Annotated in this window: 12 protein-coding genes; 5 read left to right on the forward strand and 7 right to left on the reverse strand. The window is 43.6% G+C overall.

Annotated elements, in window-relative coordinates; all coding sequences use genetic code 11:
- Positions 1-86: 86 nt before the first annotated feature.
- The 7 genes from AHMF7605_RS26215 to AHMF7605_RS26245 form a co-directional block, all read right to left on the reverse strand.
- Complete coding sequence (locus tag AHMF7605_RS26215) at positions 87-719, reverse strand: recombinase family protein (protein WP_233219324.1); 633 nt, start codon at positions 717-719, stop codon at positions 87-89.
- A gap of 216 nt (positions 720-935) precedes the next feature.
- Positions 936-1,487, reverse strand: coding sequence for a hypothetical protein (locus AHMF7605_RS26220; protein WP_106932908.1), 552 nt, complete (start codon positions 1,485-1,487; stop codon positions 936-938).
- Between the two features lie 760 nt (positions 1,488-2,247).
- Positions 2,248-5,769, reverse strand: coding sequence for a DNA primase (dnaG, locus tag AHMF7605_RS26225; protein ID WP_106932909.1), 3,522 nt, complete (start codon positions 5,767-5,769; stop codon positions 2,248-2,250).
- Between the two features lie 79 nt (positions 5,770-5,848).
- Complete coding sequence (locus AHMF7605_RS26230) at positions 5,849-6,151, reverse strand: hypothetical protein (protein WP_106932910.1); 303 nt, start codon at positions 6,149-6,151, stop codon at positions 5,849-5,851.
- A 7-nt stretch (positions 6,152-6,158) separates the two neighbouring features.
- The gene (locus tag AHMF7605_RS26235; RefSeq protein WP_106932911.1) at positions 6,159-6,389 is read right to left on the reverse strand and encodes a hypothetical protein; all 231 of its coding nucleotides are present in this window, start codon (positions 6,387-6,389) and stop codon (positions 6,159-6,161) included.
- Positions 6,390-6,473: 84 nt separating this feature from the next.
- Entirely contained in the window at positions 6,474-6,809 is a 336-nt protein-coding gene (locus AHMF7605_RS26240; protein ID WP_106932912.1) for a helix-turn-helix transcriptional regulator, read from the reverse strand.
- An 84-nt stretch (positions 6,810-6,893) separates the two neighbouring features.
- Positions 6,894-7,223 (reverse strand): hypothetical protein, encoded by a 330-nt coding sequence (locus AHMF7605_RS26245; RefSeq protein ID WP_106932913.1) that lies wholly within the window; start codon positions 7,221-7,223, stop codon positions 6,894-6,896.
- A 138-nt stretch (positions 7,224-7,361) separates the two neighbouring features.
- Between AHMF7605_RS26245 and AHMF7605_RS26250 the strand changes: the two genes are divergently transcribed.
- The 5 genes from AHMF7605_RS26250 to AHMF7605_RS26270 all read left to right on the forward strand — a co-directional run bounded on the left by AHMF7605_RS26250 (position 7,362) and on the right by AHMF7605_RS26270 (position 12,784).
- A complete protein-coding gene (locus AHMF7605_RS26250) occupies positions 7,362-7,802 on the forward strand; it encodes a helix-turn-helix domain-containing protein (protein WP_106932914.1) in 441 nt (146 codons plus the stop codon).
- A gap of 58 nt (positions 7,803-7,860) precedes the next feature.
- A complete protein-coding gene (locus AHMF7605_RS26255; RefSeq protein WP_106932915.1) occupies positions 7,861-9,261 on the forward strand; it encodes a tyrosine-type recombinase/integrase in 1,401 nt (466 codons plus the stop codon).
- Positions 9,262-9,634: 373 nt separating this feature from the next.
- Positions 9,635-10,486 carry a sialate O-acetylesterase gene (locus AHMF7605_RS26260; RefSeq protein WP_106932916.1) on the forward strand — a complete coding sequence of 284 codons (852 nt, stop codon included), beginning with the start codon at positions 9,635-9,637 and terminating at the stop codon, positions 10,484-10,486.
- A 108-nt stretch (positions 10,487-10,594) separates the two neighbouring features.
- Complete coding sequence (locus AHMF7605_RS26265; protein WP_106932917.1) at positions 10,595-11,116, forward strand: VOC family protein; 522 nt, start codon at positions 10,595-10,597, stop codon at positions 11,114-11,116.
- A gap of 93 nt (positions 11,117-11,209) precedes the next feature.
- A complete protein-coding gene (locus AHMF7605_RS26270; RefSeq protein ID WP_106932918.1) occupies positions 11,210-12,784 on the forward strand; it encodes a glycoside hydrolase family 43 protein in 1,575 nt (524 codons plus the stop codon).
- Positions 12,785-13,097 lie beyond the last annotated feature (313 nt).

A 13,097-nucleotide genomic window follows, 5' to 3' on the forward strand; every position in this document is an offset into this window, starting at 1 on the left:
ATGACCCGGCAATTTCCAGGCTAGCTGGCTCGCCTTTGCCTGTCAACCGCTTAACGTTTACTCCGGCTGGACCAGGTTGCCTCTGCTTACTTTCCAGTCGCAGGAGCTAAAGCTTTCTTCACCTTCTGTACGGTGACGGTAGACACCTCACTCAGCTTAGCTACTTGGCGGATGCTGTAGTTACTCTTGAGTAGCTTAACTACCTGTGGGTATTCTTGCAGCACCTGGCCGGCGTTCTTGGTGGTACCCGTCGGCCGGCCAATGTTCTTGCCCAGAGAACGGGCTTGCTGCTGACCCGAGCGGATGCGGTCCGCTAAGCCTTCGGCTTCCACCCGGGCCAGCTCGGCAAACACTAGAAAAATCAGGGAAGCGGCTGGATTACGCTTGCCATTGGGCAAGAGCGTTTCCAGGCCAAAGTTCTGGGAGTAGATGGATACGTTTAATTCGGTAAGCTGCTCAATCAACTCCAGGGTTTCGGCCGGCCTTCTCCCCAGGCGGGAAACTTCCGTCACGAGCAGCTTGGTGATCTTACCCAAGCGGGCTAGCTGCAGGAGCTGCTCCAGCTCCGGCCTCTGCAACCGCTTACGCCGGGTAGCGCTACCGACTTCCTGGATCACCTCCACCACCTGGTAATTATTTCTTTTGGCGTAGGCTTGCAGGTCGTTGATTTGGCGCTGATTATCCTGCCGGCGCGTAGAAACCCGCACGAAGATGGCCACGGGGAGCAAAGGTGTAGTTAAGGAAGAGATAGTCGTATAATTTGTTTTTAATATACGAATTATCCGGCACTAAACGATTTTGGGAAGGGGTAAAACGAGGGAAGCAGTACCATTATTTCCGCCTCTTAAGTCTATTTCCGGAAAAAAAAACAGCAAAAACAGGCTTTTCCTCCTTAATTTATCTGACTGGCGGAGTAGGGGACAAACGCGGAACCTTTAAGCGGGTAGCTGGACAACCTTTTTGAGTTTTTTACGGGAAGTCAGCACCTTCAGCAGGCACAAGTAGGGGAGCAGATGAGCTATTTTAAGGGGCAAGATCCCCAGCTTTTCTTGCTGGATGCGGTAACGCTGGTAAGCCTTCTTGATCGTTTCAAACTTGATATCGCACTCATCCAAATTATACTTGGCCATAAAAGCTTCGATGGCATAGCGCTGCTCGATGGCGTGTGCTTCCAGATTTTCGATGTAAGCGCAAAACTCCTGCTGGAACAGGTCTTCGACCAGGTTGTTCAACTGAATGCTGGTGTAGTCGTCCAGGTTGCGGCACCCACGTTTCCAAAAGTCTTTGGAGGAAACAATAATGGGATAAATAGCTGAGTATTGTTCCATGCGTTTGGATGCCCGGCGCTCGGTAGCAGGCCGGCGTAACATCTGGTACAAGACAATGCCAATCGCGTCGCGTTTACTGATTTGGTAGATAGTACCGTAACGGGCAATCAAGTATTTCTGAACGTAAGGTTTAACGGGAACTTTGAGCGTGATCTGCATCTATTCTGGTCGGGAATATACTAAAAGTAGCATCTTTCCGCTGCACTCAGAAGGACATTTGCCTCAGAAAAATTCCAAAGCAATTAGTTTAGAAAAAGCAAACCTTTTTGGGATCGACTTGGCTTAAATAAGGCTTCCAAAAGGAGAGAAGTGTATCAAAATAAGTGTAGTGAATTTCTAAGCTTAAAAGGTGGGTTTCTAGCCTATTTTCCAATTGCTAATCTTCCGGCGAATGTGATGCGAAAAGCTACTGTTTATTATTAAACACTTTTTTTATTTATCAACTGTTTGTAATGCTTCGATTGATTTTTCGGGATCGTCACCAATTATAATATACATCTGGCTAGCATAAGGGTATCTACCCACAAATAATTCAATTTTGTTTATGGTTTAGTCAAAGCAGGGCTTGCTTGATTGATTGAGTACTTTTTGAAAAAAGTGTAAATATCAGAATAGTTGATTTTCGTGTTTCCCAGTTTCCCAGTTTCCCCGTCTTTGATTATCAGTTAGTTACAAAATATTAGGTGGGAAAAAAGGGGAAACTGGGGGAAACTGGGGGAAACTCCAGGCCCACTTTCCCCTTTTTTCGGAGTCAGTTTCCCCGAGTTTCCCCTAGTTTCCCACCTGTTTCCCCGAAGAAAATAGAACTATTCTTTCTGTAATATTATATAACTGTTTGATAATTAAATATATAATCATTGTTTTAATAGAAAGGGGAAAGTGGGAAACTCAAATACGTGTTTAGAGGGGGTCAAAATTTCTAAAAATATTGCTTAAATCGTACCATGGTACCCGATTTATCCGAAAAGTCATATTGCCGGCCAGGTGCCATTTGGGCATTTTGATTAATGGCTTCCATAAACTTGTCTTTAGCCATCTTCGGACTTTTATTATAATTAAAGTCGGCTAGCAACTCCTCGGTGCTCAGCCATTGATCAAGTGGCTGCGCTTGCACGAACTCCGTTATCAACTCCGGTGCATTGCCATTTAGTTTGATGAGCCGGGAAAGCTTCGCACTCGGATCATCTTCCGAGGTTAATTGCTGCAGATTGGCTTTGGTTTGGAATTCGATGCCTTGCCGGCGCAGCAGATCGTAGTTGAGCACGATGGCGCTGGTAGTGTTGGCCAGCTCCGGAAAATGCACGCCTCTTTCTCGGGCTTCCAAAAAGGACCGGTGCTTTTCCAAATAAACCCGGATGGTACTGATGCCTAAAGGCGTAATGTTTTGCGTTCGGGCCGTGGCTAGGTAAAAGTTATGAACCGCTTTGGTACGCAAGAAAAGTTTGGTCACCCCATCGGCCTCCCTTTGTATTTTATAATGTTCTCCCTCCCGCACTTCCCGGATAGATTGTAATACAAATAAATACTGTTCCACATCATCCGAAACGGTTTGTATTTCAACTTGCAATTTTACCCGGGAAATGAGTTCCTGTTGGATATCTTCGTAGGTAAACGGAAACTTTACCTGGCCCTGCTCGGATAAGATTTGATAAGTAGTCAGCAGGGTGCTGATGTTTAAAACGGCCCGGTCATCCGGGGGGAACTCGAGCACTTCCCGGCACTTCGCTCGAATCTGCTGGCTCACCGATGGTTCCACCTGACGATAGTGTTTCATGTAGCTGCGGTATTGGAGCATCTGGCAGGTGACACTAGTGGTATAACCGTCTTTCTCCAGTTGTTTTAACTCCTGGTAAGCCTCCCCGCTAGTCTGCTTGGATTGCTCATTGAACTCCGATATAATGGTCCGGGATAATAAAGCCGGATCCTTGGTGGGTAGATCCTGACCACAGAGCAAGGCGGCGGATTGCGGTTTATAGTTCTTGGTTTCGTTGCCCCCAGTGGCCCGGCCGGTCATCTTGCCGCTCCCGTCGGCAATGCCTTTCAGCATGCCGATCAGATGATCGGAAGCCGTATTCTTGTACTCGTTCAGCCAAATCAAGCCGTTGCGCACCGAGGCCAGGTAGCGCCGGATCCCCGTGGCGGTGCTGCCCCCTTCCAGGTTCACCCCATCTTCGGGGTATTCGCCGAACATAGCGGCTAAAGATTCGGCGCCCTTACTCTTACCGGCTCCCCGAGGACCAAAGTGGTCTAGCAAGGGAAAGTAGTTACTGTTTTCTTTAAAGATGATGTCCCGGTACAAGGCCGCCAGAAAAAAGCACACCATGACTTTCCCGTTGTTACCGTAAGCTTCTACCAGGAGCCTTGACCAACGCTCGAAAGTAAGGCCTGGTTTCTCAAAGTGCCGGAACATTCGTTCCAGTTCGTAAGTATCATCTTCCTCCGGGTTTAACTTAAGCGTAGTTGAAAAAGGCAGGTAATAGTACGAGAGCTGGTACACCCTACCAGCCGGTAAATACTCCTGTAATTTTTCCACCTTAAATTGAGCAAGGAATTCATTGTAGGTCCGGAAGAAAAACAATTGGCCATTAACTTCCACTTGACTATCGGAGCTTAATTGGGATAGTTCTTCCAACGTTTTAACTGGTATTTTTAAGGGTACGATGCCGTACTTATCAGACTTGATGAAATGACCGTTGTAGAACAAGCCGTTGGCCCAGGTGTAAAAATCTCCATGGGAGTTATAACCCATATAGCGCGGCTGCACCGCTTCAATCACCCCGTCAAAGAGCTTCATTTTGATCTTATTCAGGTGGGTTTCCGTCCCGTCAAAGATAAAGGCGCCGAGTTTACCAATGGCCCGCTTGAAAGTGCCCACGCCCGTAAAATCATCGGTGGATACGGCCGTGGTGCGGACCTTGCCAAACATATTGCGGAAGATACACACGTACTTAGGCTCATTTTCCGAAAGCACAAAGTAGAGGATCTCGATAGTAAAGTTACAGATCATTACTTCCTGCTTTTTCTCGTAGGTATAATAGCAGCCGTCTTTTTCGTAGTAGCCAAAATCAAAATAAGCCGCCCGCGTGGTCGATTCCAGCTTGGCCAGTTCCTGCGTATCGGTGTCGGACTTTCGCTTTTGCAGCTTGTAGTTCTTTTTGAAATCTGGCCAGCGCTCACAAACTTCATCAAAATAGGTGTTCCGGAGGATGTCTTTCTCGATGAGCTCCAATACTTCGCCCATCCGCGTGATTTGTTCTGCTTTCTCGTGCGGGGATAAGCAGCCTTGCGCTTGGCATTCTTCCAGCAAGTAGCCGGAAATGTATTCCTTGGTTTCCCTAAGCCACTTCCCTATTTTCTCGGGGGTTATTAATTTTCTAATCTGCTCATCCGGATCCCGTTCTTTCCCGGGCAAAAGGACCCGCACGATAAAGCCTTGTTCGATTAGCAGCTGCGCATTCTTGTGCAAGGCTTTTAAGCCAGCCATATCGTGATCCGGTACCATCACCACCGTATCTGTGTATTTTTTTAAAAGCTGACACTGGTTTAAGGTGAAGGCGGTGCCACAGGGAGCGACAGTATTCCGGAGATCCGCCTGATAAAAGCTCAGCACGTCCACGTTGCCTTCCACTAGGTAAGCGAATTGTTTTTCCTGGATCGCTTTGGTGGCTAGGTGGAGCCCGTACAGGTGATCGCCCTTGGTCCAGACACTATCCGGCGAATTCAAGTACTTGGGTGGTTTATAGGTAGCATCCGGTGCTGGCTCAGTCACTAGCCGACCTGTGAAGGCTACTAACTGGCCGCGGTAATTATGGATGGGAAAAAGAATACGATCCTGAAAGTAATCGTAAGCAACTGTTGTATTTTCCAGGTTTACTTCCCGGGCAAGCCCGGCCGGTATAAGTTGATCCGGAGGGTAGCCGGCGGCAATAGCATCTTGGTAAAATTGATTTTTCCCGGCCAAGGCGTAAGCAACTTTAAAGTCCAATAAAGTCGTTTCTTGTAAGCGTCTTTGTTTCATCCAGGTCGGAGGAATATCGTGGGCCTGGTAGTAAGCTAAGGCGTACTCGAGTAATAATTGGCGGGATTTACGTTCTTGGTAGGCTTGCTGGGCTTCTTGCTGCTGTTCTGCCGAAAAATCTTCGTACTCTAGGGAAATACCATTTTTTTGCGCTATTTCCTGCACCGCCTCATAAAAGCCAAGATTTTCTTTTTTCTGCACGAAAGCAATGCCGTCACCGACGGCACCACAACCGAAACATTTAAAGATTTGCTTTGAAGCATTGACTGAAAAGGAAGGGGTCTTTTCGGCGTGAAAAGGGCAGCAGGCTTGGTGCCGGGTTCCTTTGGTTTTGAGGGGTAAGTAAGCCCCCACCACCGAAACAATATCTACTTGTTTTACTTTTTGAATACTATCATTACTGATCCGTTTATTGTAACTCATGTGGGCTTACCTAAGAGAATTTTATGAGTGAAGAATTGGTTTTTGATTGGGCATCATTGATTTAAATAGGAAATTCTAGTTAAGTAAATAAGTCTAACTGGGTATCTCGATAGCATTTACCGTAGCGGCGGGCCATTTGACTAGCCCTCCGATCGTAAGTAAAATGGCATTTCTGACAAGCGGCTTTATAGTCTTCCCAAGAATTAGCTTCTAAGGTATGCTTGACGTGGATCGCTTGCAGATAGACCATCGAACCAGTAGTGGGGTGTGGTTTTCCGTGCTCAGCCCCGCAGAACTCACACTTGCCTTTCGCCCGCGTAAACCGAACAAAGTAGCTGATTAAATTCCAGTTTTTGGGGTAGCGACTACGATCAATGGGCATAAGACTTTTAACGGATCAGGGTAGCAAAAGAAAGCGCTGGATCAAGGGCAGCTAAGTCGTGTTGCATCCGCTGTAGGGTAGCTGTAATCTCAGCCATATCTTTTTCGTAATTACCAGCGGTGGTTTTATCCCCAAATAACTCGGCCGCTTCTTTTCTAAGTTCGAGATCGAGTAACTCCGTCTGCAAAAAAGCAATATCTTGCTCCAGGTTTTTTATTCTGTGATCAAGCTTTATCATCTTGTATGAAAATTTAAATTATAGTTTGAAGAGACTAGAAAATGCTGGTTTCGCTTCAGCGTATGCTGGGCTCTATTATTACCTTCACCCACTTTTATTTATAGTTTTTTTTGGACCGGCTGGGATACAACCTTTGATTTTGCCAAAGGCAATGAGGGTGCTGCGCAATACCCGGTAATTACTAGGGGAAAATTGTTCCGCTTCCAGTTTATAAACCTTCCCGAAACGATCTTTCTTCCCTTCTTTAATCCAACTGCGCACGGTCTTATCACTATGGCCGGTAAAATCTATTATTTCCTGAATGGTTAAATACCGATCTTGGCTATTAGCCAGAACTGGCTTTAGTCCATCTAACATCCCTTTTATTTCTAACTTAAAATCATTCAGGTGTCCCACGGTTAATAGGTCGTTTGCAGTCATGCGGGCTCAACTTTTAATTCAAATTAATACTTAATTTATTATAAATGTTATTTGTATATATAATTGAAATTATATATATTTACCTCAGATGCTAGCGTTTGTTTGCTTTCCCAGCCGCTTTTGGTGTTTATCATACTTTCGCTCTAATTCGTACACCGTTGGCCTTATTGGGGGTTTGTGGCAGAATAAATCAGCCAAGTTACAACCAAACATATCGGCGAAAAATTGGAGAATCTCGTCACTGAGAAGGTCTTTGTTGAGATCTCGATAAAAAGCGCGATCGCCTAAACCAAAAGTTTTTTCGTGTTCAGCGCGAAGCAGCATTTTTTGATCGTCATTCAGCTTTTCGTACCGAAGTCTAATATTGAATTTAGGGGTATCCCGGAGTGCTTTTTTGCGAGCTACTTTTGCCATTTGTATCAGTTTTATTGTACATTAGATTGTTAATAGTAGACAAGTATACTATTGTTAAGTAATATTGTCAAGTAATACTATAATATATTATAGTAACATATTTTATACTCTTGACTATCAGCCACAAAATTTTATCAGATGATTGGGCAAACGATTAAGAAAGCCATTGAAGCTTCCAGCTTATCCGCAGATCAAGTGGCCGCACACGCCGAAATGAGTGTCGCTAATTTGTACAAGATCTATAAGCGGGATTCGGTGGAGAGTAGATATCTCATTAAGATAGCTGAAGCCCTCCATTTACCAGTAGAGCATTTTCTTTATGACCAGGTTGCGGAAGAAAAAGCTATTTATAATATCAGGCAAAATGGCATCGGCAACGCGGGTAGTAATAGCTATAATCAAAAAATTACGCATACTGGTAATCAAGATACTACTACTCCAGGATCAGTTAGTATGGAAGAATTAACTACTAAACTTTTGATCTGTGAATCAGAAAAGGCGGGCTTACTGGAGCAATTAAAACTCAAAGACCAATTATTGGCAATGAAGGATGAACTGATTCAGCAACTTAAAAAATAGACTGTGGTTAAAAATCAATTAGAGTAGGGAGAAGGGAGGCTAGACCTCCTAAGTTAACATGGAAATAAATCGTTACCCACGTAAAGACAGGATAGATAAAGAAGGAAAAGCACCGATCCGCATAATGGTGCATTATTATAATAAAAGGCTACCTATTCCAACCGGTGAAAAAGTACTTTATCCGGATGGCTGGGATGAAGAAAAGCAGAAAGTAAAGCACCGCCAGCCTTTTGCCTCAGTAATTAATCAAAAGCTCGCTAACATTGAGAAAACTATACAGTTTGTTTTTAAGGTTAGTAACGATTGTAGAATTGAACTCACTAATGCAAATTTTAAGTTGTTGTATGAAAAAGTCTATGCCGAAATACTGGCTAGTGGCACTTCAGAAATCCAAGACGATTTTACCAACTTGCAGTTGCAGCAAGCTTATGAATCCTACCAGTTAAGTTTACAGGGGGCAATGCTGGTTGTGAAGCCAGAGCCAGACCCGAAACCCACCCTAATTGCGTTAATGCACCTATGGGTAAACGAAGAAAAAGAGCGCATAGTAGAGGCGACCGGTCGGGTGATGTCTCCCAATACTATTAAAGGGTTAAATTCTACAGTTAAAAGGTTTATTGCCTTTGAACAATTCCGAAGCGAACCGCTTACCCTGGAGGGAATGGATAAACACTTCTACGCGGCCTTCCGGGAATACATGTTAAAGGAATTAAAGCAAGGAGTAAACAATTTTGGCAAGCATGTGCGCCGGCTGAAACAGTTTCTTAGCTGGTGTGAGGATCACGATGAAGAATTAAAGATTAATCCCAAGTACGTGCGTTTTTCGGCGCCATCACGCTATCGAGGAGTTGATTTTTTGCTGTTGGATGAATTAATCGCCATTGAGAAACTTGATTTTAATTCAGAATCGCTCCGCAGCAAGTTATACTTTTCTTACTCCAACAAATTAAACGAAGAATTAGAGCAAGCTGCTTTTGAACTATATACTTTTCAGTTGGAGTTAGCTAGAGATATTTTCTTAATGTGCTGCTATACGGGATTGCGGATAAGCGATGCCCAGCGCCTGGCACATAGTGATATCAAAAAAGAATTAATTATTATTGACACCCAAAAAACCGGCGAATACTGTTATATCCCATTCTTCGATGATGCTATTTTTAAACCGGTTGCCATGGTACATAGATACCGCAGCTCGGACCGGTTGGTTTTTCCTAAATGCCCGAAGATCAATCATCATCTAAAGCTAATTCAAAAGTTAGCCGGCATTGATCGGATTGTATTGAGCACGAAGGTAGGCCGGAAAACTTTCGCCACTACCAAAGTATACCAAGGAGTACCTCGCCATCTAGTCATGCAGGCTACAGGTCATAAAACCGAGGCTTCCTTTAACCGGTACATCGGGATAGATGAACAAGAATTAATTAGTATATTTAAACAGCAATCCCAAAGAGCCTCGTAGAAATGGGTGCAGGTTTTGGGTGCAGAAGTTATAGTAACAGTAACCTTTGGTTACTATCTGTTTCTCTCATAAATTGCTACTATAAACTTTAAACACTGTTTTTGCTAGTAACTGCTAGTAACTGGTATTCCCGGAAAAGTTCCTACGCGACCACTTGAAAGCCCCTTAGCAGCATGCTGAGGGGCTTTTTTGTTTTATTTGAAAATATTTCGGGCAATAATTTCACGTAGTAAATTCATATATTTACCATTTTTTATAAGATCTAATAAGACTTTCAGCCATTCATCCGGTATTAAATCAGGAAGTATATGGATGGTTGAGCTTTAAACTTTTTTCGATAATTTATAAGAGGCACATTTAACTTTTTGATGATATGAAAGTTTATAAGAATTTTTTATTGATTGCTTTATTACTTTTAATACATACTAAAGCCTTTTCGCAGGACAAGAACCTGTATGTATTCCTGTGCTTTGGCCAGTCGAATATGGAAGGTCATGCTAAGTTTGAACCTCAAGACACTACCGCCGATAATAGGTTCAAGGTTTTAGAAGCAGTGGATTGCCCCGAGTTGGGCCGGAAAAAAGGCGAGATGTACCCGGCCGTTCCGCCTTTAGCCAGGTGTAAAACCGGCTTAACTCCCGCCGATTATTTTGGCCGAACCTTAACCGCTAATCTGCCCGAAAAAATTAAGGTAGTGGTAATTAATGTTTCGGTGGGTGGCTGCAAAATAGAATTATTCGATAAAAATAATTACTCGTCATATGTTTCTACTGCCCCAGACTGGATGATGGGAGCCCTGGAACCTTATGATAAAAACCCGTATGGACGTTTGGTAGAAATGGCGAAGCTAGCCCAGAAAAAAGGAGTAATTAAAGGAATACTGCTGCACCAAGGAGAGTCGAACACCGGTGATAAAGAATGGACTTTAAAAGTAAAAGGAGTTTACGATAACCTGATAAAGGACTTGGGACTAAAAGCTAAATCAGTGCCGTTGTTAGCCGGCGAACTCGTAAGCAAAGAGGCAGGAGGGGCTTGCGCCAGCATGAACGAGATTATTGCCACTTTACCCCAAACCATCCCGAACGCCCACGTTATTTCTTCGGCAGGTTGCACTGCCGTACCCGATCATCTGCATTTTACCGCCGAAGGTTACCGAAAACTAGGAACACGCTACGGGGAGAAAATGCTGGCATTATTGGGTCATAAAAAAGTGGGTATTAAATAAGGGGATGGGTTTAATAATCCTTCAACCACATCTTATTTAATACGCGTTCCTGAATTTAAAATTTTTACCAAAAAATTGGTTTCCGAACTTTAATACCCATTAAACTACATGAAAAAATCTTTAGTAAATATTTCCTTACTGGTAGCGGCTTGGCTAATGAGCTTTTCTGCCTTGGCCCAATCAGATTTCAGCAGTAAGTTGATCGGTTCCGGCGTAGTGGTGTCGGATATAGATAAGTCTTTAGACTTTTATGTAAACGGTATAGGCATGGTAAAAGCCTTTAACTTTACCATTAATGCTGATTTTGGGAAACGTTCCGGCCTTTCGAACGGGGTTGCTACGGAAGTAACCGTGTTAAAATTGGAGAATAGCCCGGAGGCTAACGAGTGGAAACTAATGAGCTTCGGCAAAAAGGGCAGCCATCCCAAACAAAACTTTATTCAAGATGACACTGGGGTACAATACATTACCATTAATGTGAAAGCCTTAAAACCGGTAATAGAAAGATTAAAAGCCAAGCAGGTAAAGTTCCTGGGAAGTACACCCATCCTATTAGACCAGAAATCGCACTTTGTTCTGGTGCAAGATCCCGATGGAACATTCATTGAGTTAATAGGACCAATGGAGTAAAAAAGTGGTTATAGGGTTATTTAGCCACTGTAATCGAATATAAAATATAACTTCTCAGTATTAATTTATTTGGACGTGGCCTTTCCTATACGCATGAACCAGAAATCATTACGACTTGGTTTTCTTACCCTTATTTACCTCTATCTGACATTTGCCACTCAAGGACAAAGCGCTTGGAACCCGATTATTTTTGCCGATGTGCCCGATATTTCGATTATTCGGGTAGGAAGTGTGTATTACATGAGCAGTACCACCATGCACCTGAGTCCGGGGATACCCATCATGAAATCAACTGATCTGGTAAACTGGGGGCTGGTGAATTACGCATACGATACATTGGCGAGCAAGGATGAGCTGAATTTGGAAAACGGAAAAAGTACGTACGGTAAAGGTTCCTGGGCCAGTAGTTTACGCTTTCATAACGGCACTTACTATGTGTCTACATTTGCCCAAACTACGGGCAAAACGCATATTTACTCCACCAAAAATTTGCAAAAAGGCCCTTGGAAAGCAGTTTCTTTTCCGCCCTCCTACCACGATAATTCTTTATTCTTCGATGATGACGACCGGGTATACCTGATATATGGCGGTGGTAAGCTTAAAATGGTAGAATTAACGGCTGATGTTTCCGGTGTAAAACCAGGCACAACGGAACAAGTGATTATAGAAAATGCCAGTGCTCCTTCGGGTAACGGCGGCCTCCCGGCTGAAGGTTCTCAGTTGTTTAAAGTTAAAGGCAAATACTACCTGTTTAACATTACCTGGCCCCAAGGCGGCATGCGCACGGTGGTCATTCATCGGGCAGATAAAATTACCGGACCCTACGAAGGCCACATTGGTTTGCAGGATATAGGAGTAGCGCAAGGCGGCTTAATAGATGATGCCAAAGGTAACTGGTACGCTTATTTGTTCCGCGATTACGGGGCGGTAGGGCGTATTCCGTACTTAGTGCCGGTGAAATGGGAAGACGGTTGGCCGATAATTGGGATTAATGGCAAGGTACCGGAAGCGCTTAACCTGCCAGCCAGTAAAGGATTAATTCCGGGCATTGTGGCCTCCGATGAATTTACCCGGAAAGCGGGCGAACCAGCTTTGCCGTTGGTGTGGCAGTGGAATCATAACCCCAATAATAAACTTTGGTCGGTTAAGGAAAGACCAGGTTACCTGCGTCTGAAAACTGGAAGAATAGATACTTCCTTTGTATTTGCAAAAAATACCTTAACCCAACGCACCATCGGTCCGGTATCTTCGGGCAGTACCGCATTGGATGTTTCGAACCTGAAGGATGGTGACTTTGCCGGCTTGGCCTTATTGCAGAAAAATTATGGATTAGTGGGGGTTAAAGTAAATGGTACCAGCAAAGCTATTGTAATGATTAATGCTAGCACCGGTAAACCCGTAGAAGCACAAAGCATTCCACTTACGCAAAAAATAATTTACTTCAAGGCGGAATGCAATTTCACCGACAAAAAAGACGTAGCTAATTTCTTTTACAGCCTCGATGGTAAAACGTGGAAATCTATCGGAACCCAACTAAAAATGGCTTATACTATTCCCCACTTTATGGGTTACCGGTTTGGGTTGTTTACCTATGCTACCAAAGTTACGGGCGGATACGCTGATTTCGATTTCTTCCATATTGAGGAAAAAATTTCCACCAAAAATTAACTACTCGTTTAAAGGAAGCAAAATAAAACTGGTAATCTGTTCCTGAATAATACTTTGGAATGAGCAATTAGTGCGTCAACTTTTACCTCAAGCATGCCCAATTAAAACTCCATAAAACATATAATTCTACCTTTTCCGAAATAAACTTGGGCGATATTTAAGCCAGTTTTTATAAGGGTAAATGGCAATTAAGAGCTTTAATACTTGTAAACGCAACGTTGGTTTTAAAGTCAGACAATTACCTTCAAGTGGCCAAAAAATTTAAATATCTAAAATTTTTTTGTTTTCTCAATATTAACTGTACTTTACACAC

This window comes from Adhaeribacter arboris, from assembly GCF_003023845.1.
Taxonomy (GTDB): Bacteria; Bacteroidota; Bacteroidia; order Cytophagales; family Hymenobacteraceae; genus Adhaeribacter; species Adhaeribacter arboris.

Excerpts from the sequence above, each read along its gene's own strand:
- AHMF7605_RS26220 (WP_106932908.1), bottom strand. The coding sequence starts at position 1,487 with ATGCAGATCACGCTCAAAGTTCCCGTTAAACCTTACGTTCAGAAATAC.
- dnaG (WP_106932909.1), bottom strand. The coding sequence starts at position 5,769 with ATGAGTTACAATAAACGGATCAGTAATGATAGTATTCAAAAAGTAAAA.
- AHMF7605_RS26230 (WP_106932910.1), bottom strand. The coding sequence starts at position 6,151 with ATGCCCATTGATCGTAGTCGCTACCCCAAAAACTGGAATTTAATCAGC.
- AHMF7605_RS26235 (WP_106932911.1), bottom strand. The coding sequence starts at position 6,389 with ATGATAAAGCTTGATCACAGAATAAAAAACCTGGAGCAAGATATTGCT.
- AHMF7605_RS26240 (WP_106932912.1), bottom strand. The coding sequence starts at position 6,809 with ATGACTGCAAACGACCTATTAACCGTGGGACACCTGAATGATTTTAAG.
- AHMF7605_RS26245 (WP_106932913.1), bottom strand. The coding sequence starts at position 7,223 with ATGGCAAAAGTAGCTCGCAAAAAAGCACTCCGGGATACCCCTAAATTC.
- AHMF7605_RS26250 (WP_106932914.1), top strand. The coding sequence starts at position 7,362 with ATGATTGGGCAAACGATTAAGAAAGCCATTGAAGCTTCCAGCTTATCC.
- AHMF7605_RS26255 (WP_106932915.1), top strand. The coding sequence starts at position 7,861 with ATGGAAATAAATCGTTACCCACGTAAAGACAGGATAGATAAAGAAGGA.
- AHMF7605_RS26260 (WP_106932916.1), top strand. The coding sequence starts at position 9,635 with ATGAAAGTTTATAAGAATTTTTTATTGATTGCTTTATTACTTTTAATA.
- AHMF7605_RS26265 (WP_106932917.1), top strand. The coding sequence starts at position 10,595 with ATGAAAAAATCTTTAGTAAATATTTCCTTACTGGTAGCGGCTTGGCTA.
- AHMF7605_RS26270 (WP_106932918.1), top strand. The coding sequence starts at position 11,210 with ATGAACCAGAAATCATTACGACTTGGTTTTCTTACCCTTATTTACCTC.